The sequence below is a fragment of the Pseudoroseicyclus aestuarii genome (assembly GCF_003217255.1).
GTDB classification, from domain to species: domain Bacteria; phylum Pseudomonadota; class Alphaproteobacteria; order Rhodobacterales; family Rhodobacteraceae; genus Pseudoroseicyclus; species Pseudoroseicyclus aestuarii.
Map to the genome: position 1 here is coordinate 332,336 of NZ_QJTE01000003.1, position 21,095 is coordinate 353,430.

The 21,095-nt window shown below is 70.5% G+C and carries 22 protein-coding genes; 10 read left to right on the forward strand and 12 right to left on the reverse strand.

Annotated features, from left to right (window positions below; translation table 11 throughout):
* Positions 1 to 56 precede the first annotated feature (56 nt).
* The gene (locus DFP88_RS10910) at positions 57 to 545 is read left to right on the forward strand and encodes a GNAT family N-acetyltransferase (protein WP_110814514.1); all 489 of its coding nucleotides are present in this window, start codon (positions 57 to 59) and stop codon (positions 543 to 545) included.
* Positions 546 to 604: 59 nt separating this feature from the next.
* Positions 605 to 1,414, forward strand: coding sequence for an EcsC family protein (locus DFP88_RS10915; RefSeq protein ID WP_342767717.1), 810 nt, complete (start codon positions 605 to 607; stop codon positions 1,412 to 1,414).
* A 15-nt stretch (positions 1,415 to 1,429) separates the two neighbouring features.
* On the opposite strand, the gene DFP88_RS10920 is transcribed toward DFP88_RS10915, so the two are convergent.
* On the reverse strand, positions 1,430 to 3,682 hold the full coding sequence (locus tag DFP88_RS10920; protein WP_110814515.1) for a phosphoenolpyruvate--protein phosphotransferase: 2,253 nt from the start codon (positions 3,680 to 3,682) through the stop codon (positions 1,430 to 1,432).
* Between the two features lie 168 nt (positions 3,683 to 3,850).
* On the opposite strand from DFP88_RS10920, the gene DFP88_RS10925 reads away from it, so the two are divergent.
* Positions 3,851 to 5,383: a PhoX family protein gene (locus DFP88_RS10925; RefSeq protein ID WP_110814516.1), complete on the forward strand. Its 1,533-nt coding sequence runs from the start codon at positions 3,851 to 3,853 to the stop codon at positions 5,381 to 5,383.
* A 10-nt stretch (positions 5,384 to 5,393) separates the two neighbouring features.
* Here the strand turns inward: DFP88_RS10925 and DFP88_RS10930 are convergent, their stop codons facing one another.
* On the reverse strand, positions 5,394 to 6,332 hold the full coding sequence (locus tag DFP88_RS10930) for a LysR family transcriptional regulator (protein ID WP_110814517.1): 939 nt from the start codon (positions 6,330 to 6,332) through the stop codon (positions 5,394 to 5,396).
* 91 nt (positions 6,333 to 6,423) lie between these two features.
* On the opposite strand from DFP88_RS10930, the gene DFP88_RS10935 reads away from it, so the two are divergent.
* Entirely contained in the window at positions 6,424 to 7,422 is a 999-nt protein-coding gene (locus tag DFP88_RS10935) for an NAD-dependent epimerase/dehydratase family protein (RefSeq protein WP_110814518.1), read from the forward strand.
* A 40-nt stretch (positions 7,423 to 7,462) separates the two neighbouring features.
* On the opposite strand, the gene DFP88_RS10940 is transcribed toward DFP88_RS10935, so the two are convergent.
* Complete coding sequence (locus DFP88_RS10940) at positions 7,463 to 8,713, reverse strand: aspartate kinase (protein WP_110814519.1); 1,251 nt, start codon at positions 8,711 to 8,713, stop codon at positions 7,463 to 7,465.
* A gap of 146 nt (positions 8,714 to 8,859) precedes the next feature.
* Positions 8,860 to 10,659, reverse strand: a complete 1,800-nt coding sequence (edd, locus tag DFP88_RS10945; protein ID WP_110814520.1) for a phosphogluconate dehydratase — start codon at positions 10,657 to 10,659, stop codon at positions 8,860 to 8,862.
* A 179-nt stretch (positions 10,660 to 10,838) separates the two neighbouring features.
* On the opposite strand from edd, the gene DFP88_RS10950 reads away from it, so the two are divergent.
* On the forward strand, positions 10,839 to 12,029 hold the full coding sequence (locus DFP88_RS10950; RefSeq protein WP_110814521.1) for an RSP_2647 family RNA methyltransferase: 1,191 nt from the start codon (positions 10,839 to 10,841) through the stop codon (positions 12,027 to 12,029).
* Complete coding sequence (locus tag DFP88_RS10955) at positions 12,026 to 12,607, forward strand: RSP_2648 family PIN domain-containing protein (protein WP_281268164.1); 582 nt, start codon at positions 12,026 to 12,028, stop codon at positions 12,605 to 12,607. Before DFP88_RS10950 ends, DFP88_RS10955 begins: the two co-directional genes overlap by 4 nt.
* Here DFP88_RS10955 and DFP88_RS10960 read toward each other — a convergent pair.
* Complete coding sequence (locus tag DFP88_RS10960) at positions 12,604 to 13,290, reverse strand: M48 family metallopeptidase (protein WP_110814522.1); 687 nt, start codon at positions 13,288 to 13,290, stop codon at positions 12,604 to 12,606. The genes DFP88_RS10955 and DFP88_RS10960 overlap by 4 nt on opposite strands.
* 164 nt (positions 13,291 to 13,454) lie before the next feature.
* Between DFP88_RS10960 and DFP88_RS17050 the strand changes: the two genes are divergently transcribed.
* A complete protein-coding gene (locus tag DFP88_RS17050; RefSeq protein ID WP_181418624.1) occupies positions 13,455 to 13,619 on the forward strand; it encodes a hypothetical protein in 165 nt (54 codons plus the stop codon).
* A gap of 20 nt (positions 13,620 to 13,639) precedes the next feature.
* Here the strand turns inward: DFP88_RS17050 and DFP88_RS17055 are convergent, their stop codons facing one another.
* A complete protein-coding gene (locus DFP88_RS17055) occupies positions 13,640 to 13,804 on the reverse strand; it encodes a hypothetical protein (protein WP_181418625.1) in 165 nt (54 codons plus the stop codon).
* 242 nt (positions 13,805 to 14,046) lie between these two features.
* Between DFP88_RS17055 and dksA the strand changes: the two genes are divergently transcribed.
* Both dksA and DFP88_RS10970 read left to right on the forward strand, forming a co-directional pair.
* Positions 14,047 to 14,469, forward strand: a complete 423-nt coding sequence (dksA, locus tag DFP88_RS10965) for an RNA polymerase-binding protein DksA (protein WP_110814523.1) — start codon at positions 14,047 to 14,049, stop codon at positions 14,467 to 14,469.
* Positions 14,470 to 14,520: 51 nt separating this feature from the next.
* Positions 14,521 to 15,675, forward strand: coding sequence for an FAD-dependent monooxygenase (locus tag DFP88_RS10970; protein ID WP_110814524.1), 1,155 nt, complete (start codon positions 14,521 to 14,523; stop codon positions 15,673 to 15,675).
* 25 nt (positions 15,676 to 15,700) lie between these two features.
* On the opposite strand, the gene DFP88_RS10975 is transcribed toward DFP88_RS10970, so the two are convergent.
* The 6 genes from DFP88_RS10975 to DFP88_RS11000 form a co-directional block, all read right to left on the reverse strand.
* Positions 15,701 to 16,033 (reverse strand): hypothetical protein, encoded by a 333-nt coding sequence (locus DFP88_RS10975; protein WP_110814525.1) that lies wholly within the window; start codon positions 16,031 to 16,033, stop codon positions 15,701 to 15,703.
* A 106-nt stretch (positions 16,034 to 16,139) separates the two neighbouring features.
* Positions 16,140 to 16,481, reverse strand: a complete 342-nt coding sequence (locus DFP88_RS10980; RefSeq protein WP_110814526.1) for a hypothetical protein — start codon at positions 16,479 to 16,481, stop codon at positions 16,140 to 16,142.
* Positions 16,482 to 16,581: 100 nt separating this feature from the next.
* Positions 16,582 to 16,923: a hypothetical protein gene (locus DFP88_RS10985; protein ID WP_110814527.1), complete on the reverse strand. Its 342-nt coding sequence runs from the start codon at positions 16,921 to 16,923 to the stop codon at positions 16,582 to 16,584.
* 135 nt (positions 16,924 to 17,058) lie between these two features.
* Positions 17,059 to 17,841, reverse strand: a complete 783-nt coding sequence (xth, locus tag DFP88_RS10990) for an exodeoxyribonuclease III (protein WP_110814528.1) — start codon at positions 17,839 to 17,841, stop codon at positions 17,059 to 17,061.
* 70 nt (positions 17,842 to 17,911) lie between these two features.
* Positions 17,912 to 19,246, reverse strand: coding sequence for a hemolysin family protein (locus tag DFP88_RS10995; protein WP_245904781.1), 1,335 nt, complete (start codon positions 19,244 to 19,246; stop codon positions 17,912 to 17,914).
* A 235-nt stretch (positions 19,247 to 19,481) separates the two neighbouring features.
* Positions 19,482 to 19,808 (reverse strand): HesB/IscA family protein, encoded by a 327-nt coding sequence (locus tag DFP88_RS11000; RefSeq protein ID WP_110814529.1) that lies wholly within the window; start codon positions 19,806 to 19,808, stop codon positions 19,482 to 19,484.
* 93 nt (positions 19,809 to 19,901) lie between these two features.
* On the opposite strand from DFP88_RS11000, the gene DFP88_RS11005 reads away from it, so the two are divergent.
* On the forward strand, positions 19,902 to 21,065 hold the full coding sequence (locus DFP88_RS11005; RefSeq protein WP_110814530.1) for a deoxyguanosinetriphosphate triphosphohydrolase: 1,164 nt from the start codon (positions 19,902 to 19,904) through the stop codon (positions 21,063 to 21,065).
* Positions 21,066 to 21,095: the final 30 nt, after the last annotated feature.

Below are 21,095 nucleotides of genomic sequence, written 5' to 3' on the forward strand. Positions count from 1 at the left end.
TTGGCAAGGCGCGAGACGCGTGCTAGCACCCGGCGCGACGAAACGGGGGGCGCGTCGTGGCCGAAATCCTGATCGAGACCCCGGCCGATGCGCCGGAGGTCGAGGCGCTCTATGATCTGTGCTTCGCGCCGGGGCGCACGGCGCTGTCCTCCTATCGCCTGCGCGAGGACGTGGCCCCGGTGCCCGCGCTCTGCCGCCTCGTGCGCGGGCGCATGGGCGAGGTCGCGGGCGCGATCCGCGTCTGGCCGGTGCTGGTCGGTGGCGCCGAGGCGCTGCTGCTGGGGCCCGTCGCGGTGCATCCCGTGCGGCAGGGCGAAGGGCTCGGCGCGCTGCTGATCTGGCGCACGCTCGAGGTGGCGCGCGAGCTGGGGCATCCGCGCGTCCTGCTGGTGGGGGACGAGCCCTATTACGCCCGCTTCGGCTTCGCCCGGCTCGAGGGGGTCGAGATGCCGCCCCCCACGAACCCCGACCGCGTCCTCGGCGTCGCGCTGCAGGAGGGCGCTTGGGAGGGCGTGACCGGCGCCGTTTCGCGCATCGCGCCCTGACGCGCCCCGGCGCGCGCGGGGACGATTGACCCCGGGCGCCGGCGTGCCAAATCTGGGGCATGCGCGCGATGAAGGAAATCAACCCCGCCACCCCGCCCGTGCCCCTGACCGCAGAGGCGCGCGCCGAGATCGCCGCCCTCGCGGACCGGCAGCGCAAGGCGGCCTCGCTTCTCATGCGGATCGTCAGCCTTGCCGGTGGGCGGGTCGAGGACGGGATGCGGATGCTGCCGAAGCCGGCGCGCAGCCGGATCGAGGCCGGCGCCCGCGCCGCCCTGACCCGCAGCTACGCCCTGGCCGAGGACAGCCGCGGCTTTTCCGCCGGCCCCTGGGGCGCGCTGACGCGGCAGGTCTCGACCGACCGGCAGCATCGGCTCGTCGCGACGGTTTCGGGTGCTTTCGGCGGCCTCGGCGGGCTGCCGACGGCGCTGGCCGAGATCCCCGTGGCCACCACCATCATCTTCCGCGCCGTGCAGGGCGTGGCGCAGGCCAATGGCGAGGATCCGGCCTCGGAGGAGACGCGGCTGGAATGCCTGCGCGTCTTCGGCGCGGGCGGCGCCGGGCCGGATGAGGCGGGCATCGACACCAGCTTTCTGGGCGCGCGGCTCGGCCTCAGCGGGATCGCGCTGAACACGCTGATCGCCCGGGTTGCCCCGCGCTTCGCCGCCGTGCTGGGCGCGCGGCTGGCCGGGCAGGCCGTGCCGATCCTCGGCGCCGTGGCGGGGGCAGGCACGAACTGGGCCTTTACCGGCTACTACACCGAGGTCGCGCATGTGCACTTCGGCCTGCGCCGCCTCGTGCGGCACTACGGCGAAGAGGCGGTGCTGAACGAGTTTCACACCGTCCTGTCGGGCAAGACCCGGCGCGGCTAGCCCCGCAGGCCCGGCCTAGATCAGCCAGCCGTTCTGCGTCAGCCAGGTCACGACGGGCCGGCGGACCGAGGATTCGCCCGCGGCCCGCGTCTCGTCGATGACGCCCCGCACCTCGTCGAGGTTGCAGCGCCGCAGCAGGTGCTTGACCGGCCCGATCGAAGCGGGGCGCATTGACAGTGTGCGAAAGCCCAAGGCGGCGAGGGCCAGCGCCTCGACCGGGCGGCCCGCATCCTCGCCGCAGAAGCTGAGCGGCGTTCCGGCGGCCTCGCAGCGGGCGACTATCTGCGACAGCAGCGCGAGGAAGCTGGCGTCCAGCGTGTCGTAGCGCCGGCGCACGCGCTCGTTCTCGCGGTCGGCAGCGAAGAAGAACTGCTTGAGATCGTTGCCGCCGACCGAGAGAAAGTCGACCTCTTCGAAGAAGCGGTCGGGCGCGAAGGCGAGGCTGGGGGTTTCCAGCATCGCGCCGACCTCGACCGAGGCGGGAAGGGGGCGGCCAAGGATGCGCTCGCGCTCCAGCGCCTTGTCCAGCTCCTCGCGCGCGCGGGCGAACTCTCCGGCCTGCGCGATGAAGGGGAACATCACCGACAGCGGCCGCCCGCCGGCGGCGCGGATCAGCGCCTGAAGCTGCATCCGCAGCACGCCGGTCTTGTCGAGGCCGACGCGGATCGCCCGCCAGCCCATGGCCGGGTTCGGCTCGTCGTTGGGCTTCATGTAGCTCAGCACCTTGTCCGAACCGATGTCGAGCGTGCGGAAGCAGACGCGCTTGCCCTCGGCCGCGTTCATCACGCGGGCATAGAGGGCCGAAAGCTCGGCCCGCTTGGGCATCTTGTTGCGGATCAGGAACTGCAGCTCGGTGCGGAACAGGCCCACGCCCTCGGCGCCCGATCCCTGCAGCGAGGGCAGGTCGGCCATCAGCCCGGCGTTCATGTGCAGCGCGATGGTCTTGCCGCAGAGCGTCTCGGCCGGCAGCTCGCGCAGGCCGGCATAGCGCTCCATCGCGCGGGCCTGCATCGCCATCTTGTCGCGGAAGGCGGTGCGGATCTGGTCGTCGGGGCGCAGGTGCGCCACGGCCTGATCGCCGTCCACGAGGATCACGTCGCCGTTCAGCGCCTCCTGCACGACGCCCCGGGCATGGATTACCAGCGGGATCGCCCAGGCGCGGGCGACGATGGCGGCATGGCTGCCGACCGAGCCTTCCTCGAGCACGATGGCGCGCAGCGTCTTGCCGTAATCCAGCAGCTCTCCGGGGCCGATGTTGCGGGCCACAAGGACCGGGTTGTCCGGCATCTCGGCGCCGGTGTCGCGGCCCTGCCCGCTGAGGATGCGCAGGAGGCGGTTGGACAGATCGTCGAGATCGCTCAGCCGCTCGCGCAGGTAGGCGTCGTTGGACCGGGCCATGCGGGTGCGCGCGAGGCTCTGCTCCTTCTCGACCGCGGCCTCGGCCGAAAGGCCGCTGGAGATGTCCTCTTCCATCCGGCGCATCCAGCTGCGCGAATTGGCGAACATGCGGTAGGCCTCGAGGACCTGCACCTCTTCGGCGTCGACGGTCTTGGCGTTCTCGAGCATCTCGTCGACGCGGCCGCGCAGCTCCTCGGCGGCCTCGCGCAGACGCTCCAGCTCGGCCACCGGGTCCTCGGCGATGGGATTGGTCACCACCACCCGGGGCTCGTGCAGCCAGACGCAGCCCTCGGCGGCGCCCTCCTGTCCCGTCGTGCCGCGGAAGGTGGCGGGGTTCTGGTGCCGGGCCGCCAGCGCCGCGCCCTGGTCGACGAAGGCGCCCAGCTCCGTCATCTCGGCCAGCACCATGGCCACCACCTCGAGGGCATAGACCTCGTCGGCGGTGTATTGCCGCGCGTCCTTGGACTGCACGACGAGCACGCCCATCGGCTCTCCCAGGCGCTGGATCGGGATGCCGCAGAAGCTGGAGTACCGCTCCTCGCCGGTCTCCGGCATGTAGCGAAAGCCCTTCTCGGCGGGGGCATTGGCGGTGTTCACGACCCGCCGGCTGCGCACCGTGCGCCCCACGAGGCCCTCGCCCAGCCGCATCCGCGTCTGGTGCACCGCCTCGGGCTGCAGCCCCTCGGTGGCGCAAAGCTCCAGCGTTTCGGGGTCGCGGAACAGGTAGATGGAGCAGACCTCGGTGCGCATCTGCTCGGCGATGAGCTGCACGATCCGGTCCAGCCGCTGCTGCCCGGCGCCGCCTTCGGCCATCACCGCCCGCAGCCGCCCGAGCAGTTTCCTGCTCTCGCTTTCGGTCCGTTGTTCCATAGTGCCCCTTGACGCCGGCGAAATCAGGGCTCCGGCGCCTGCCGCCGCCCTGTAGAGCACATCGCCGGCCCGAGCGGAACGACGTTTTCGCGCAGCGGTCACGCCCCTGTCACTGGAATGTTATCACAAAGGGCGAGGGTGCCCGCGACGCAAGCACGGGAGCAAGCCATGACTGGTTTCGATCAGATGAACCGCCGAGGATTCCTCAAGGGCACGACGGGCGCCCTTCTGGCCGCGCCTCTGGGCGGGCTTTATGTCCGCCAGGCGATGGCGCAGGGCCGGATGATGCCGATCGCCTCGCCCTACGGCCCGGTCCGCCCGGTCGCCGACCGCACCACCGGCCTCGAGCTGCTGCAGCTGCCCGAGGGCTTCAGCTACCAGAGCTTCGGCTGGGCCGGCGATCCGATGGACGACGGCAACCCCACCCCCTTCGAGCATGACGGCATGGGCGTCGTCGGCAGCCGGATGGTGGATGGCGAGCAGGAGATCACCCTGATCCGCAACCACGAATCCACCGTGCGCCCGATGGCCGGGCTGATCCGGGCGCCGGGCCTTTACGACACCGCGACCCTGTCGGACGACGGCGAGACGGGTCAGGCCGCGGGCGGCACCACCACGCTGGTCTACCGCGGCGATCAGTGGGTCTCGGCCCGCCCCTCGATCGGCGGCACGATCAACAACTGCGCCGGCGGCGTCACCCCCTGGGGCACCTGGCTGACCTGCGAAGAGGACAAGGCCGATTTCACCGAAGACGGCGGCCTGCCGCATGGCTACGTCTTCGAGGTCTCGGCCGATCCCGCCGAGACGACGGGCCAGCCGATCAAGGACATGGGCCGCATGGACCACGAGGCCGTCGCCCTCGATCCCGCGACCGGCAGCCTTTACCTGACCGAGGACGACCGCAATCAGGCCGGCCTCTACAAGTTCGTGCCGGTGAACACCGACCAGCGCTACGGCGCGCTCGCCGAGGGCGGCGCGCTCTTCATGGCGAAGGTCGTGGGCGAGGAGGGGGCCGACCTGCTCGACCCGGCGATCGGCGACAGCCACCGCATCGAATGGGTCGCGATCGAGGATCCCGATCTGCCGCCGCAGCCCTTCACCGAGGCGCCCTTCGAGGAGGGCAACATGGCCTCCGGCCCCTTCAAGCAGGGCCGCGATCTGGGTGCGCTGCGCTTCAGCCGGCTCGAGGGGATCTGGTACTCGGACACCGAGAAACTGTTCTACATCGTCGACACCTCTGCCGGCCGGGGCGAGGATGACGGCGAGCCGAATGTGATCGGCCGCGGCGAAGGCGCCGTCTGGACCTACGATCCCGCCAGCGAGACTCTGGCCTGCATCTGGAAGTCCGACAACCCGGTCGCCGGCAACAACCCCGACAACATCACCGTCAGCCCCCGCGGCGGCGTGCTCCTGTGCGAGGACGGCGGCGGCGTCGAGGACGAGTTCGGCATGGGCGAGCGTCTGCTCGGCCTGACGCCGCAGGGCGAGACCTACGTCTTCGCCAAGAACAACATCACCCTCGACAGCGAGCGGCTGGAGCGGGCGGCCAAGAACCCGGCCTTCATCGAGGCCGGCGATCACCGCGAGAACGAATGGGCCGGCGCCACCTTCGATCCAACGGGCCGCGTCCTCTTCGTCAACATCCAGACGCCGGGCATCACCTTCGCGATCACCGGCCCCTGGGACAAGGGCATGCTCTGATCCGGCGGGATCAGTCGCGCGAGCCCTGGCGGGCGGGGTCTTCGGGCCCCGCCCGTCCCGTTCTGACATAGCGGGTCAGCGCGGCGACGAGGTGGTCGAAGACCGCCCCGACGCGGGGCAGGGCGCGCAGGTCGCGATGCGCGACCACCCAGACCGGCAGCGCCAGCGTCACCGCCCCCTCCAGCACCTCGATGAGGCGCGGATCGGCGCGCCCGACGGGCCGCTGCGCGAAGACGAGGCCCAGCCCCGCCCGCGCCATCGCCAGCTGCGCGGGGTGGTTGTCGACACGCAGGGTGATCATCTCCGCCGCGCGGGGGCCCAGAAGCTGCTCGGCCAGGGCCAGGTCCGCTGCGGACCGGTCGGGCCCGATGAGGCTGTGCTGCGCCAGATCCTCCAGCCGCTGGGGCCGGCCGCGCGCCGCGAGGTAGTCGCGGTGGCCGAAGAGGCCGATCGGGATCTCTCCGATGCGCCGCGTCACCAGCGTGTCCTGCGCCGGGGGATGCATCCGCACCGCGAGATCGGCCTCCTGCTCGGTGAGGTTGGCCTGCCGGTTCGACAGCGCCAGCTCAAGCCGCAGGCCGGGATGGCGCGCGAGCAGCGGCGGCAGCATCGCGGGCAGCACCTCGACCCCGACGAAGTCCGCCACCGACAGCCGCACCCGCCCCGCCACGAGGCCGGGCGGCGAGGCGGCGGTGCGCAGGAAGGCGTCAGAGGCATGGGCCATGGCACGGGCCGGCGCCTCGAGCGCGCGGGCCTGCGGCGTGGGCAGCAGCCCCTGCGACGACCGGGTGAAGAGCGTGACGCCCAGCCGTGCCTCCAGCGCCGCGATCCGAGACCGCATCGTCGGCTGCGTCACCCCCAGCCGCCGCGCGGCGGCGGAGAGGCTGCCCTCCTCAAGAACCGCGAGAAAGGCCTGCTGATCGTCCCAGGAGGGGGGCATGACGCTCATGCATTATTGACTAGCAGCTTGGCATCTTTGGGCAATGGTTGATGAGGTCTTGGCCCGTCATCTTCTGCTCGTGCAAGGCAAGGAGACGAGGATGTACGGGCAAGAGGCGAAGACGGCACTGGTTCTGGGCGCGACCGGCGGCATCGGCGGCGCGGTGGCCGAGGCGCTGCTGGCGCGCGGCTGGAGGGTGCGCGGCATGGCGCGGGATGCGGCGACGGCGGCACGGGGCTGGACCGGCGCGCCGGGGATCGAGTGGGTGCAGGGCGACGCGATGCGCCGCGCCGATGTCATGGCCGCGGCGCGCGGGGCAGGGGTCATCGTCCACGCCGTGAACCCGCCGGGCTACCGCGACTGGGACCGGCTTGTCCTGCCGATGATCGACAATACCATCGCCGCCGCCCGGGCGGGGGGGGCGCGGATCGTGCTGCCGGGGACGGTCTACAACTACGACCCCGCGCAGGTGCCCCTGGCGCGCGAGGACAGCCCGCAGCAGCCGGCCAGCCGGAAGGGGCGGATCCGCGTCGCGCTGGAGCGGCGGCTGGAAGAGGCCTCGGGCCGCGCCCCGGTGCTGATCCTGCGGGCCGGCGATTACTGGGGCCCCGGCGCACGGTCGAGCTGGTTCTCCGCCGGGATGATCGGCGAGGGGCGCCCGCTGCGCAGGCTGACCCTGCTGACCCGGAGCGGCGCCGGGCACAGCTGGGCCTATCTGCCCGACGTGGCCGAGACCGTCGCGCGCCTGCTGGACGCGCCGGAGCGCCTGCGCCCCTTCGAGCGGGTCGGGATGGAGGGGCTCTGGGATGAGGACGGGACGCGGATGCCCGCGCTCGTCGAGGAGGCCCTGGGCCGAAGGCTGCCCCGCAAGCGCTTTCCCTGGTGGGCGATGCGCGCCCTCGAGCCCTTCGGCGGCTTCGCGCGCGAGGCGGCAGAGCTGCGGCCGCTCTGGTCGCACCCCTTGCGCATCGACAACACGCGCCTGCGCGCGCTGTTGGGGGAAGAGCTGCGCACACCGCCGTCCGAGGCGATGCGCGCCGCCCTCGCGGCGCTGGGCCTGCTGGAGCCTGCTGGAGAGGCACCGGTCCCGGTGGGGTGACGCGGGTGGCCCGCTGAGCGGGCCACCCGGGGCGCCCGTGTCAGACGCTTTCGGCGGCGGGCTTGTCGAGGTCGAACTCGTCGTGCAGCGCCTGCACGGCAAGTTCCATGTACTTGCGGTCGATCAGCACCGAGATCTTGATCTCGGAGGTGGTGATGACCTTGATGTTGACCCCCTCGGCCGAGAGCGCCTTGAACATCCGCGCGGCGACCCCGGCGTGGCTGCGCATGCCGATGCCGACGACCGACACCTTGCTGACGCCCTTGTCCGCGACGGTGTCGTGAAAGCGGATCTCGCCGCGCTCCTTGGCGTCCTGCATCGCCTTCTCGGCCCGCGCGACCTGGTCGATCGGGCAGGAGAAGGTCATGTCGGTGCGCCCCTCTTCCGAGATGTTCTGCACGATCATGTCGACGTTCACCCCGGCCTCGGCCAGCGGGCCGAAGATCGCGGCGGCGATGCCGGGCCGGTCGGCGACCGAGATCAGCGTCATCTTCGCCTCGTCGCGGCTATAGGCGACCCCGGCGACCACATTGCTTTCCATGATATCCTCCTCGCCCACGACCAGCGTCCCGGCCTCGTCCGACTGTTCCTCGAAGCTGGAGAGCACCCGCAGCTTCACCTTGTAGCGCATCGCCAGCTCGACCGAGCGCGTCTGCAGCACCTTGGCGCCAAGGGACGCGAGCTCCAGCATCTCCTCGAAGGCGATGCGGTCGAGCTTGCGGGCCTTTTCGCAGATCCGCGGATCGGTCGTGTAGACGCCGTCGACGTCGGTGTAGATGTCGCAGCGCACCGCGCCGAAGGCGGCGGCAAAGGCGACGGCGGTGGTGTCAGACCCGCCGCGGCCCAGCGTGGTGATCCGCCCCTCGGGCGAGACGCCCTGAAAGCCGGCGACGACCGCGACCTGCATGCCCTGGGCGAACCGCTCCATGATGTTGTCGGTCGGGATCTCCTCGATCCGGGCGCTGGAATGGGCGGAGTTCGTCTTGAGCGGCACCTGCCAGCCCTGCCAGGAGCGGGCGGGCACCTCCATCTCCTGCAGGCGCAGGGCCATCAGCCCGGCGGTCACGTTCTCGCCCGAGGAGACGACGGCATCGTATTCGCGCGCGTCGTAGAGGGGCGAGGTCTCGTTCACCCAGCCGACCAGCTCGTTGGTCTTGCCGGACATCGCCGAGACGATGACGATCACCTGGTGCCCGCGCGCGACCTCGACGGCCACGCGTTTCGCCGCGCGCTGGATCCGGTCCAGCGTGGCGACGGAGGTGCCGCCGAATTTCATCACCAGGATCGACATGGATCCCCCTTCTCGTCAGTCCGCCGGCGTCTTTATCGGCGCAGGTGATGTAAGGGAAGGGGGGGCGGGCCGGCCCGGGCATCGAGCCCGCGCCGGCCCGCGCCGCCCGCCTTCGGGCGGGCGGCCGGCGGTGGAGGTGGAGCGCCTCAGACGACGACCGCGGCGCCATCGGCGCTGGAGCCGACGGAGGCGCGGAAGGCGGCGAAAAGCTCGCGCCCGACGCCGCTGCCGTTGCCGGCGAGATCGGGCCGCTCGGCCACCCGGCCTGCGAGATCGGTCAGCACCTCTATCCGGCCCGAGGGCGCGTCGAGCCGCAGGATGTCGCCGTCGCGCAGCAGGCCGATGGGCCCGCCCTCTGCCGCCTCGGGGGCGACATGGATCGCGGCGGGCACCTTGCCGCTGGCGCCCGACATGCGCCCGTCGGTGACGAGGGCCACCTTCAGCCCGCGGTCCTGCAGCACGGCGAGGATCGGGGTCAGGTTGTGCAGCTCGGGCATGCCGTTGGACTTCGGCCCCTGGTAGCGCACCACGACGATGGTATCGGCGGTGAATTCCCCGGCCTGGAAGGCGGTCTTGACCGCCCCCTGGTCGTGAAAGACGCGCACCGGCGCCTCGATCACCTGCCGGTCGGCGGCGACGGCGGAGGTCTTGATCACCGCCCGGCCGAGGTTGCCAGAAAGCTGCTGCAGCCCGCCCGTGGGCTGGAAGGCATCGGCGGCGGGGCGCAGGATCCGCTCGTTCAGCGGCGCTTCGGGGCCGGGGCCGTAGACGACGCGGCCTTCCTTCAGGGTCGGTTCCTGCGTGTAAAGCGACAGCCCGTCGCCGGCCACGGTACGCACATCCTCGTGCAGCAGGCCCGCTTTCAGCAGATCGCCGATCATGTAGCCAAGCCCGCCCGCCGCGTGGAAGTGGTTCACGTCCGCCAGACCGTTGGGATAGACCTTGGCCATCAGCGGCACGACGGCCGAGATATTGGCGAAGTCCTCAAGATCGAGGATCACCCCCGCCGCCCGCGCCATGGCCGGCAGGTGCAGGACGAGGTTGGTCGACCCGCCCGTCGCCATCAGCCCGACGATGCCGTTCACGAAGGCCCGCTCGTCAAGGATCTCGGAGACCGGCGTATAGGCATTGCCCAGTGCCGTGATCTCGGCCGCGCGCTTCGTCGCCGCCTCGGTCAGGGCGTCGCGCAGGGGGGTGCCGGGGTTCACGAAGCTGGAGCCGGGCATGTGCAGGCCCATGAACTCCATCAGCATCTGGTTGGAATTGGCGGTGCCGTAGAAGGTGCAGGTGCCGGGGCCGTGGTAGGAGGCCATCTCGGATTTCATCAAGGCCTCGCGCCCGACCTCTCCGGCGGCGAACTGCTGGCGCACCTTGGCCTTCTCGTCGTTCGGCAAGCCGCTGGTCATCGGCCCTGCGGGCAGGAAGATCGAGGGGATGTAGCCGAAGGTCGCCGCCGCCATGACGAGGCCCGGCACGATCTTGTCGCAGACCCCGAGGTAGAGCGCGCTGTCGTAGGTGTTGTGCGACAGGCCGACGGCAGCGGCCAGCGCGATCACGTCGCGCGAGAAGAGCGACAGCTCCATCCCGGTCTGGCCTTGCGTCACGCCGTCGCACATCGCGGGCACGCCGCCCGCGACCTGCGCCGTGGCGCCATTGGCGCGGGCGGCGGCGCGGATCAGCTCGGGGTAGCGCTCGTAGGGCTGATGGGCCGAGAGCATGTCGTTGTAGGCCGTGATGATGCCGATGTTTGGCGCCCGCCCCTCGGCCAGGGCCTGCTTGTCGTCGCTGGCGGCATAGGCATGGGCCTGGTTGCCGCAGGTCAGATGCGCCCGGCGCGGCCCCTCGGCGGCGGCGCGGGCCATTGTGGCCATGTACTGGCCCCGCGCCGCCTCGCTGCGGGCGCGAATACGGTCGGTGACGGCGTCGATCGTGGCGTGGAGTGTCATGGCGGCTCCTTGCGGCTGGCGCAGTGGCGAAGCGGGAGGGATCGAGATTACGTTAGCGCTAACGGCGCGACAGTTCCATGACCCTTACCGTAGCGTCATGCGGGCCTTCGCGCAATTCGCTGCAGCGCGGCATTTCGATAGGTCTTTCCGCCTTCATGCAGGCGGGCTACAGCGCGTGGATGAGTGATTATCCCACGATCCGTCTCCTGCCCAAGGCCGAGGCCCGCGCCATCCGCCACGGCTTTCCCTGGGTCTATGCCAACGAGCTGGTGATGGACCGGCGCACCCGGGGCCTGACCCCCGGCAGCTTCGCGATCCTCGAGGACGCGGAGCGGCAGCCCATGGGCCTCGTTACCGTGAACCCCGCCAGCCGCATCGCCGCGCGGATGCTGGACCGCGATCCCGAGGCGGTGATCGACGGCGCCTGGCTGCGGGCGAAGCTGTCGCGTGCGCTGAGCTACCGCGATGCGCTTTACGATGCGCCCTTCTACCGCCTGATCCATGCCGAGGCCGATGGCCTGCCCGGCTGCATCATCGACCGCTTCGGCGATGTCGCGGTGCTGCAGCCGAATGCCGCCTGGGCCGATGCCATGGCCGATGAGATCGCCGCGGCGCTGGTCGAGCTGGCGGGCGTGGGCACGGTTATCCTGAACGGCACCGGCCGCACCCGCACGCAGGAGGGGCTGACCGAAGAGACGCGCCTGCTGCAGGGCGCGGCGCCCGAGGGGCCGATCCCGGTGCCGATGAACGGCGCGACCTACATGGCCGACGTGATGGGCGGGCAGAAGACCGGCCTCTTCTTCGACCAGCGTCCCAACCACGCCTTCGCCGCGCGGCTGGCGCCGGGCGGGCGGGTGCTTGACGTCTTCAGCCATGTCGGCGGCTTCGCCCTTGCCGCGCTGGCCGGCGGCGCAGCCTCGGCCCTCGCGGTCGACGGCAGCGCTCCGGCGCTTGCGCTGGCCGAGCAAGGTGCCGAGTCGGGCGGCATGGCGGATCGCTTCGCCACCCGGCGCGGCGATGCCTTCGACACGCTCGCGGCGCTGGAGGCCGAGGGCGAGCGCTTTGACCTCGTGGTCTGCGACCCGCCGGCCTTCGCGCCCTCCAAGCAGGCGCTGGACGCGGGGCTGCGCGCCTACGAGCGGATCGCACGCCTCGCCGCGCCGCTGGTCAAGGAGGGCGGGTTCCTGACGCTCTGCTCCTGCTCCCATGCCGCCGATCTGACGCAGTTCCGCGCCGCCTGCACGCGCGGCATCGGCAAGGCCGGGCGCGCGGGGGCGATCATCCGCACCGGCTTTGCCGGGCCCGATCATCCGGTGCTGCCGCAGCTGGCGGAAAGCGGCTACCTCAAGACGCTGACCTACCGGCTGTGAGCGGCGCGCGCCGCCTGCCGGAGCGGCCGCGCCTGCTGATCGACGCCTGCGTTCTCTATCCGACGGTGATGCGCGAGGTGATCCTTGGCGCAGCCGCTGAGCGCCTCTTCGAGCCGCGCTGGTCGCCCCGCATCCTCGAGGAATGGGCCCGCGCCGCCGCCCGCCTCGGCCCCGCGGGCGAGGCAGTGGCACGGGGCGAGATCGCCGCCCTCTCGGCCCGCTGGCCCGAGGCCGCCGTCACGCCCACCGAGGCGCAGGAGCGGCGTCTCTGGCTGCCCGACCCGGCGGATATCCACGTGCTCGCTGCCGCCGTCACGGCCCATGCCGATGCCATCGTGACGGTGAACGCCAAGGATTTCCCGAAAAACCTGCTCGAGGAAGAGGGGCTGACGCGTCTCGATCCCGACGGCTGGCTGGCCGGGCTGGCACTGGCGCATCCGCAGGAGATGACCTCCGTGGTGCAGGCGGTGCTGGAGGAGGCGCGGCGCCTTTCGGGCGAGGATTGGACCCTGCGCGCGTTGATGAAGAAGGCGCGCCTTCCGAGGCTGGGCAAGACGGTGGAGCGGCTGGCGGGCTAGGCCTCGAGCCACTTGCGCTCGTTCTCCTCGATCGCGGCAATGCGCTTCTCGGCCTGGGGGTGGCTCAGCAGCCAGGCCGCGCGCCCGCCGCCACCGCCGCCGGCCATCGCGTCCAGCTTGCGGAACAGCGCCTTCTGCGGCGCGGTGCCGATGCCCGACCGGATCAGCAGGGCCGAGGCATAGGCATCGGCCTCGAACTCGTCCTGCCGCGACAACCGCGCCGAGAGCAGGGAGGTGAGGCCCGCCGCGATCCAGCCGCCGAGGCCCGGGATCAGGCGCCCCAGAACCGTCGTCAGGGCGACGCGCAGCGCATTCTGGCTGGAGAAATCGATCATCCGCCGCCGCGAATGACCCAGCGCGACATGCCCCAGCTCATGCGCGATGACGGCGGCCAGCTCCTCGGCCTTGACCTCGCCCCTGTTGTAGCGCTCGAGGAAGCCGCGCGTCAGGAAGATGCGGCCATCCGGCGCGGCGAGGCCGTTGACGACGGAAACCTCGTAGATATTGACGCGAATGCGCGGGATCTCGAGCGCGGCGGCCATCTTGCGGCACAGGGCCGCGAGGGCCGGATCGGCCAGCTCGGTCGAGCTGCTCGATAGCTCACGCCGCGTGCGCCACGCCGAAAAGTGGTACATCGCAAGGCCATAGGCGATGGCCAGAAGGATCGGCGTCAGCTTCAGCATCGATTACAAGAATGGGCGCGCCGCGGCTTCGGCGCAATCGGCAAGGCTTCACGTCGTGGTGCGACGCAACAACACTTGGCCCTTGGGCCAGACGCGGCGGAACCATGTGGCAGCCGCTGCATTGGTTCAACAGTCCAGAGGGAGGTCGCCCTAGGAGGCAGCCGATGCCGTTCGAAGCACATGACAAACAGGTCCGGCAGCAAAGCTTCCGTCGCGCCTTCCCCGTCGAGGCCGATCTTCCCGACGTTTTCGAGCGCCTGCTCGGGCGGCTTGCCGAAGAGGAAGAGGCCGGCAGCAACGAGGCAGAGTGGCCGCGCAAGCAGGGTTGAGGTCCGCCTCGGACCCTACCTCAGAGGTTAAGAAGAACGATCAGGAGGGCGAGGCCCAGCATGCCCAGCAGCATGCCGTGGCCGACGCCCCATTGCGCCATGTCGCGGAAATTTCCGCCGCGGCGCTTCGCGCGAAAGGCGCCGATGGCGGCGCCGATCAGGAATGTCACCAAGGGTATGATCATGGGCTGCGTCCGTTCTGGCGCGGGGGTGCCGCGTGTGCCGGGTGGGGCCTATCCCGCGCCCGGACCCATGTCCACCGGCCCCGCCGCGCGACTCGCCTTGCTTGCGCAAGCGCCCTGCCATGCACGGAAAAAGTAAGTGACACTGACCGGCCCAGCCGCTACACGGGCGCCACAACGGGGTGTGCCGGCAAGCGGTGAGTTGGGCGAGCCGCTTCCGGCGAGTGACGCTGGAGCAGCCGATAATGAAAGCCGAGATCTTCCTACCAGACGACTATCGTCCCGCAGAGGACGAGCCGTTCATGAACGACCGTCAGCTCGAGTACTTTCGCCGCAAGCTGCTGAGCTGGAAGGACGATCTTCTGTCCGACAGCCGCGACACCATCGAGGGCATGAAGGACGGCACCCGCAACATCCCCGATGTCGCCGACCGCGCCAGCGAAGAGACCGACCGGTCGCTCGAACTGCGCACCCGCGACCGCCAGCGCAAGCTCGTCAGCAAGATCGACTCGGCCCTGCGCCGCATCGAAGAGGGCGAATACGGATATTGCGAGATCACCGGAGAGCCGATCAGCCTGCGCCGCCTCGACGCGCGCCCGATCGCGACCATGAGCCTCGAGGCGCAGGAACGTCACGAGCGGCGCGAACGCGTCCACCGCGACGATTGATCGTCTTGTCTGCCAAGGTATGCAGTCGATGACCGGATCTTCGGCCAGCGCATGGCGCTGAAAACGGCAACCGTCGTCGGCGGCGGCATCGGTGGGCTGACCGTGGCCCTGTGCCTCGCCCGCAGGGGCGTGGCGGTCACGCTGCTGGAGCAGGCGCCGGTCCTGCGCGAGCTTGGGGCCGGTCTTCAGATCACCCCCAACGGTGCGCGCGTGATCCAGGCGCTGGGCCTTGGCGCCGACCTCGATGCGGTCTCGGTTCAGGGGCGGGCGGTGGTGCCGGTAGACGGTCTTACGGGGCGCAGGCTGGCGCGGTTCGACCTGACCCGGCTGCCGGGCCCGCCTTATCGCATGGCCTCGCGCCGCGGCCTCGTCGCCCTGCTGGGGAAGGCCTGCGCCGAGGCCGGCGTCGCACTGCGCACCGGCGCCCGGGTGACCGAGGCGACTGACGGGGTCCTGACGCTCGAGGGTGGCGAGAGGATCGAGGACGCGCTGGTGATCGGGGCCGACGGGCTGCACTCGATGGTCCGGCCGGCGCTGAACGAGGCCACGTCGGCGCAGTTCGCCGGGCAGGTGGCCTGGCGCGCCGTCATCCCGGCAGAGCAGGCGCCAGAGGCGCGCATCTGGATGCTGCCGCATCGCCACGCCGTCACCTACCCGATCCCCGAGGGGCTGAATATCGTCGCGGTGGAGGAACGGTCGGCCTGGGCGCCCGAGGGCTGGAGCCATGTCGACCGGCCCGACGCGATGACGCGGGCCTTCTCCGGCGCCTGCGCCGAGCTGCAAGACCTCTTGCAGCAGGTGCGAGAGCCCATGCTCTGGGGCCTGTTCCGCCATCCGGTCGCGCGGCACTGGCACGGCCAGCGCAGCGCCATCCTCGGCGATGCCGCGCATCCGACGCTGCCCTTCCTGGCGCAGGGCGCCAACCTCGCGCTCGAGGATGCCTGGGTCCTGGCCGAGAGCGTCACGGGATCCGAGCCATTGCTGCAGGGACTGGCGCGCTATCAGGCGCGGCGCCGTGACAGGGTGGTGCGGGCGCTTGCCGCGGCGCAGGCCAATGCGCGGAACTACCATCTGTCTGGACCGGCGCGCCGGGTCGCGCATCTGGGGCTGGCGGCGATCGACCGGGTCGCGCCGCGGGCCTATCTGCGGCGGCTGGACTGGCTTTACGCATATGACGCGACCCGCGGCGAGGACCGCGGGTCGTAGGATCGCTCAGCTGTGGCGGGGCGGCCTAGAACCGCAGCCGCACCCAGCGCTCGTCCAGCACGGTGCCGGCGGCATCGGTCAGGACCGCGCGAAAGCGGCCTTTCTCGTCCGTGGGCCAGCTGACGCGCACATCGGCGTTCAGGCCGGGCTGCACCTCGGTCGCGCCGAGGACGGTGCCGTCGGCGCGAAGCACAGCGAGGGTGCCGGCCTGATCCGCGCGGACGACCGGGAATTCGACCGAATAGTTGGTGGGCCGCTCGTAGCGGAGGCCGATCGTGCTCTCGGCGCTGGCCGGGGCGGCGATGCCGCCGGCTGTGGCAAGCGCGAGGATGGCTGCGGTCAGCAGTCTGTGGGTCATGATGTCTTCCTCTTGGGGTCGGAGGGGCAGGGTATGCCCCTTTGAGAAAGGATCAAGGTCCGCTGCCGCCGGGGCCACCAGATCGGTTGCCCCGGCGCTACGGCGCTTAGCGGTAGAGGTTGACCCAGCGCTGGGACACTTCGGTGCCCGAGGCGTCGGTCAGCACGGCGCGCAGGCGGCCGTCCTGCTGGGCCGGCCAGCTGACGCGCACGTCGGTGTTGATGCCGGCATGGACGTCGGTGGCGCCGATGACGGTGCCGTCGGCCCGCAGCACGGTGACGGTGCCGGCTTCGGCGGCATTCACGACGGGAAATTCGACCGAGAAGTTGGTCGGCTGCTCGTAACGGGCGCCGAGCGCACCTTCGGCGGTATAGGCGCTGGCGGTGGTGGCGAGACCGGCGGTGGCGGTCAGGGCGACGAGGGCGGCGGTGAGGATACGGTTGGTCATGGGGAGGTCCTGTTCGATGTGCGGGACCCGACAGGGCGCCGCGGTAGCAAGGGGAGGAGGGAGGCGCAGCGGAGGGAGGGCCGCTGCGCCGTCGCCGCGTTTAGCGGTAGAGGTTGACCCAGCGCTGGGACACTTCGGTGCCCGAGGCGTCGGTCAGGACGGCGCGGAGGCGGCCATCCTGCTGGCCCGGCCAGCTGACGCGGACGTCGGTGTTGATGCCGGCGCGGACGTTGGTGGCGCCGATGACGGTGCCGTCGCCGCGCAGGACGGTGACGGTGCCGGCCTCGGCGGCGTTCACGACGGGGAACTCGACCGAGAAGTTGGTCGGCTGCTCGTAGCGGGCGCCGAGCGCGCCTTCGGCGGTGTAGGCGCTGGCGGTGGTGGCGAGACCGGCGGTGGCGGTCAGGGCGACAAGGGCGGTGGTGAGAATGCGGTTGGTCATGTGATCAGTCTTTCGGCAGTCGTTCGTTGCGATGAGACTGATATAGGCAGTGGGACGACAAACTGAACCGTTCAGTTCGTTTTTTATTGCCAATGGTTCTGTGCAGGAATGCACTGATCCAAGGCGACGGAAGTCCTAGAGGTCCAGATCGATCCAGAGCGGCACATGGTCCGAGGGCTTCTCGCGCGCCCGCAGCTCGCGCTCGATCCAGGCCGAAGTGAGCCTGTCTGCTGCCTGAGGCGTCAGAAGCGCGTGGTCGATGCGGATGCCGTCGTCGCGGTTGAAGGCGCCGGCCTGGTAGTCCCAGAAAGAATAATGCCCCGGACCCTGCACCCGCGCACGAAAGGCATCGGTGTAGCCGAGGGCGAGAAGTTTGCGGAAGGCGGCGCGCGTCTCGGGCCGGAAGAGCGCGTCCTCGCGCCAGGCCTCGGGGCGCTTCGCGTCCTCGGCCATCGGGATCACGTTGAAGTCGCCGGCCAGAACCGCCGGCTGCTCCTCGGCCAGCAGCGCCTCGGCCCGGGCCTGCAGCCGCGCCATCCAGGCCAGCTTGTAGTCGTACTTGGGCCCCGGCGCGGGATTGCCGTTCGGCAGGTAGAGGCAGCACAGCCGGACCGCGCCCCTGTCGCCGATCACCGTGCCCTCGATCCAGCGGGCCTGCTCGTCCTCATCGTCGCCCGGCAGGCCGCGGCTGACATCCTCCAGCGGCAGGCGCGAGAGGATCGCCACGCCGTTGAAGCCCTTCTGCCCATGCGTCTCGACCCGGTAGCCCAGGTCCTCGAAATGCTCGCGCGGAAAGCCCTCGTCCTGGCTCTTGATCTCCTGCAGCAGCGCGACGTCCGGCTTTGCCTCGGTCAGCCAGTCGGTCACGGCCTGGATCCGGGCCTTGACGCCGTTGATGTTGAATGTCGCGATCTTCATGGCCCGGGCTCCCGCTGCTTCGCGGGCCTTGTAGCAGCCCGGCGCCCTGCGGCAACGGCGTAGGCGCGGGTCAGCCGCGGCGCGAGGGGGCCGTGCGGCGGTCCGGCTTGCGGGGCTGCGTGCGAGTGACCAGCAGCTTGTCGATATGCATGCCGTCCATGTCGGCGACCTCGATGATCCGGCCATCGGCCTCGAAGCTCTGCCCCTCCTGCGGGATGCCGCCCAGCCGGTGGAGGACCCAGCCAGCCACCGTCTCGAAATCGCGGGCAGAGCCTTCCTCGGGGTCGAGCTCGATCCGGAAGCTCTTCGCGAACTGTTCCGCCGGCATCCAGCCGGCCACAAGGTGGCCGCCCATGTCGCGCTCGATCACCGCCGGCGCGTCCGAGCCCTCGTCGCGGAAGGTCCCGGCGATCGGCTCGAGCACGTCCATGCCGGTGATCGCGCCGGCGAGCCTCTCGCCATCCATGACAAGGACCATATGCACCGGCGCGGTCTGCAGATCGCCGATCACCGCGAGCACGCCGGTCTCTGGGGCGACGCGCGGCGCTTCGCGGATCAACGCGCGCAGCTCCTCGGCGGAGGTGCCGGCGTCATGCGCGGTCAGCGCCGTGCGCACCGGCAGGATCCCCAAAACTGGGCCGTCCTCGGTCTCCAGCACCGGAAGGCGGCCATGTTCGGTCCCGCGCAGCCGCTCCATCATCTGCTCGGGGCTTTGATCGAGGTACAGCACGTCGATCTGTCCGGAGGGTGTCATCAGGTCGGCGGCGCGGCGGTCGGCGATGCCCATGACGCCGGCGATCATCACCCGCTCGGCGGTCTTCAGGACCCCCGATCGCTCGGCCTCGGCGATGGTCATGCGGATCTCCTCGTCGGTGACGCCCTCTTCGCCCTGCTGGTTCAGCCCCAGTGCCCGTAGTACCGCGTCCTGAGAGGCATCGAGCAGCCAGACCAGCGGCGCCGCGATCCGCGCCACCCAGCGCATCGGGATCGCGATGCGGGCGGCGACTGCCTCGGGATCGCGCAGGGCGATCTGCTTGGGCACCAGCTCTCCGATGATCAGGGAAAGGTAGGTGATGACCGCGACGACCAGCGTGGTGCCCAGCGTTGGCGCCCAGTCCGCAGGCACGCCGAGACCGGCAAGCGCGGCGCCGAGCGGGCGTCCCAGTGTGGCGCCGGAAAAGGCGCCCGAGACAACGCCGACCATGGTGATGCCGATCTGCACCGAGGAGAGAAAGCGCCCCGAATCCGCGGCAAGCTCAAGTGCGGCCTGCGCCCCGCGACTGCCATCCTCGGCCATGGCCCTCAGCCGCGAGCTGCGGGCAGAGACCACCGCCAGTTCCGACATCGCCAGCGCGCCATTCACCACGATCAGGCACAGGACGACGGTGATACTGAGTGCGAGCACGGCCTGCCTTTCCTTCCCTGCGCATCAGGAGCCAATGCGCGCCGGCAGGCGGCTGTTCCCGCCGGCCTGCGCCGCGCGCGGGCTGCGGAGGGGGCCTCCGGCGGGGATATTTGAAAAGAGAAGAAGGCAGAAAGCGCATCCGCCCCTTCTTCTCTTTCGAAAATATCTCGGGGGAGGCGCCCGAAGGGCGGCGGGGGCAGAGCCCCCTCTTGGGCCTGCCGACCACCCTGCCGCTTCAGATCGAGAAGCTGGTGCCGCAGCCGCAGGAGCTGGTCGCGTTCGGGTTCTCGATCACGAAGCGGGCGCCGATCAGCTCGTCGGCGAAATCGATCGTGGCATCGGCGAGAAAGGGCAGGGAGGTGGAATCGATCACCACCGCCTCGCCCTGGCCCTCCAGCACGAGGTCATCCTCGCCCCGCGCGTCCAGCGCGATCTCGTATTGAAAGCCCGAGCATCCGCCGCCCTCGACGGCGATGCGCAGTGCCTTGCCCTGGGCATGGGCGCCGATCTCGGCGAGGCGCTCCCAGGCGCGGGGGGTGACTTTGGGCGGCAGCGTCAGCATCGGCGCAATCCTTTCGACCCTGGGGGTATCGGTTCGCAGCGCCCTGAAATATAGGAGCAGCGCGCGACGAGAACAACAGCGGGCAGGACAGCCATGACGGCCCCCTACGCCACCGATCCAGCGGGCAGCCGCGGCCGCCTTCACCCCGAGGCGGTCAGCACCTTCCGCTCGCCCTACCAGAGGGACCGGGACCGGATCATCCATTCCTCGGCCTTTCGCCGGCTCAAGCACAAGACGCAGGTCTTCATCGAGCACGAGGGCGACTACTTCCGCACCCGCCTCACGCATTCGATCGAGGTGGCGCAGGTGGCCCGCACGATCTCGAGCGCGCTCGACCTGAACCAGGAGCTGGCGGAGGCCGTCGCCCTGGCGCATGACCTTGGCCATACGCCCTTCGGCCATACCGGCGAGGATGCGCTCAACGCGCTGCTCGCGCCCTATGGCGGCTTTGATCACAACGCCCAGGCGATCCGCATCGTCACGTCGCTGGAGCGGCACTATGCCGGCTGGGACGGGCTGAACCTGACCTGGGAGACGCTGGAAGGCATCGCCAAGCACAACGGCCCGGTCGGGGCGCCGCTGCCCTATGCGCTGGCGCAATACGGCGCGCTGCACGATCTGGAGCTGCAGACCCATGCCAGCGCCGAGGCGCAGGTGGCGGCCCTGTCGGACGACATCGCCTATTCGCACCACGACCTGCACGACGGGCTGCGGGCCGAGCTGTTCTCGACCGACGAGCTGGCGCAGCTGCCGGTCCTGCGCGAGACCTTCGCCGAGGTCGACCGCCTGCACCCCGACCTCGACAAGTACCGCCGCCGTCACGAGGCGCTGCGCCGCTTCTTCGGCGTTCTGGTCGAGGACGTGATCGGCGTGGCGAAGTCGACGCTGGCCGAGGTGAACCCCCGTTCGGCGCATGACGTGCGCCATGCGGGCCGGATGGTCGTCCGCTTTTCCGACGGGCTCTGGTCGGACCTGAAACAGATCCGCGAGTTCCTGTTCCACCGCATGTACCGCGCCCCAGACGTGGTGAAGATGCGCGTGCAGGTGACGCAGGTGGTCGAGGATCTCTTCCCGCTCTACATGCGCGACCCCTCTGGCCTGCCCAAGCAATGGCGCAAGGACGTCGAAGAGGCCGAGGACGAGACCGCGCTGGCGCGGCTGGTGGGCGACTACATCGCCGGCATGACCGACCGCTTCGCGATCCAGGAACATGCGCGGCTGACAGGCTCTGATATCCGGATGCGCACCGGCGCCTGAGGGCCATCGCGCAGGACTTCCCTTCCATTG

What these genes read in the sequence shown, in the direction of transcription:
- DFP88_RS10935 (WP_110814518.1), top strand. Translation starts at nt 6,424, where the DNA reads ATGTACGGGCAAGAGGCGAAGACGGCACTGGTTCTGGGCGCGACCGGC.
- DFP88_RS10920 (WP_110814515.1), bottom strand. Translation starts at nt 3,682, where the DNA reads ATGGAACAACGGACCGAAAGCGAGAGCAGGAAACTGCTCGGGCGGCTG.
- edd (WP_110814520.1), bottom strand. Translation starts at nt 10,659, where the DNA reads ATGACACTCCACGCCACGATCGACGCCGTCACCGACCGTATTCGCGCC.
- DFP88_RS10950 (WP_110814521.1), top strand. Translation starts at nt 10,839, where the DNA reads ATGAGTGATTATCCCACGATCCGTCTCCTGCCCAAGGCCGAGGCCCGC.
- DFP88_RS10985 (WP_110814527.1), bottom strand. Translation starts at nt 16,923, where the DNA reads ATGACCAACCGCATTCTCACCACCGCCCTTGTCGCCCTGACCGCCACC.
- xth (WP_110814528.1), bottom strand. Translation starts at nt 17,841, where the DNA reads ATGAAGATCGCGACATTCAACATCAACGGCGTCAAGGCCCGGATCCAG.
- DFP88_RS17055 (WP_181418625.1), bottom strand. Translation starts at nt 13,804, where the DNA reads ATGATCATACCCTTGGTGACATTCCTGATCGGCGCCGCCATCGGCGCC.
- DFP88_RS10925 (WP_110814516.1), top strand. Translation starts at nt 3,851, where the DNA reads ATGACTGGTTTCGATCAGATGAACCGCCGAGGATTCCTCAAGGGCACG.
- DFP88_RS10960 (WP_110814522.1), bottom strand. Translation starts at nt 13,290, where the DNA reads ATGCTGAAGCTGACGCCGATCCTTCTGGCCATCGCCTATGGCCTTGCG.
- DFP88_RS10915 (WP_342767717.1), top strand. Translation starts at nt 605, where the DNA reads ATGCGCGCGATGAAGGAAATCAACCCCGCCACCCCGCCCGTGCCCCTG.
- DFP88_RS10975 (WP_110814525.1), bottom strand. Translation starts at nt 16,033, where the DNA reads ATGACCCACAGACTGCTGACCGCAGCCATCCTCGCGCTTGCCACAGCC.
- DFP88_RS11005 (WP_110814530.1), top strand. Translation starts at nt 19,902, where the DNA reads ATGACGGCCCCCTACGCCACCGATCCAGCGGGCAGCCGCGGCCGCCTT.
- DFP88_RS10980 (WP_110814526.1), bottom strand. Translation starts at nt 16,481, where the DNA reads ATGACCAACCGTATCCTCACCGCCGCCCTCGTCGCCCTGACCGCCACC.
- DFP88_RS11000 (WP_110814529.1), bottom strand. Translation starts at nt 19,808, where the DNA reads ATGCTGACGCTGCCGCCCAAAGTCACCCCCCGCGCCTGGGAGCGCCTC.
- dksA (WP_110814523.1), top strand. Translation starts at nt 14,047, where the DNA reads ATGAAAGCCGAGATCTTCCTACCAGACGACTATCGTCCCGCAGAGGAC.
- DFP88_RS10970 (WP_110814524.1), top strand. Translation starts at nt 14,521, where the DNA reads ATGGCGCTGAAAACGGCAACCGTCGTCGGCGGCGGCATCGGTGGGCTG.
- DFP88_RS17050 (WP_181418624.1), top strand. Translation starts at nt 13,455, where the DNA reads ATGCCGTTCGAAGCACATGACAAACAGGTCCGGCAGCAAAGCTTCCGT.
- DFP88_RS10930 (WP_110814517.1), bottom strand. Translation starts at nt 6,332, where the DNA reads ATGAGCGTCATGCCCCCCTCCTGGGACGATCAGCAGGCCTTTCTCGCG.
- DFP88_RS10940 (WP_110814519.1), bottom strand. Translation starts at nt 8,713, where the DNA reads ATGTCGATCCTGGTGATGAAATTCGGCGGCACCTCCGTCGCCACGCTG.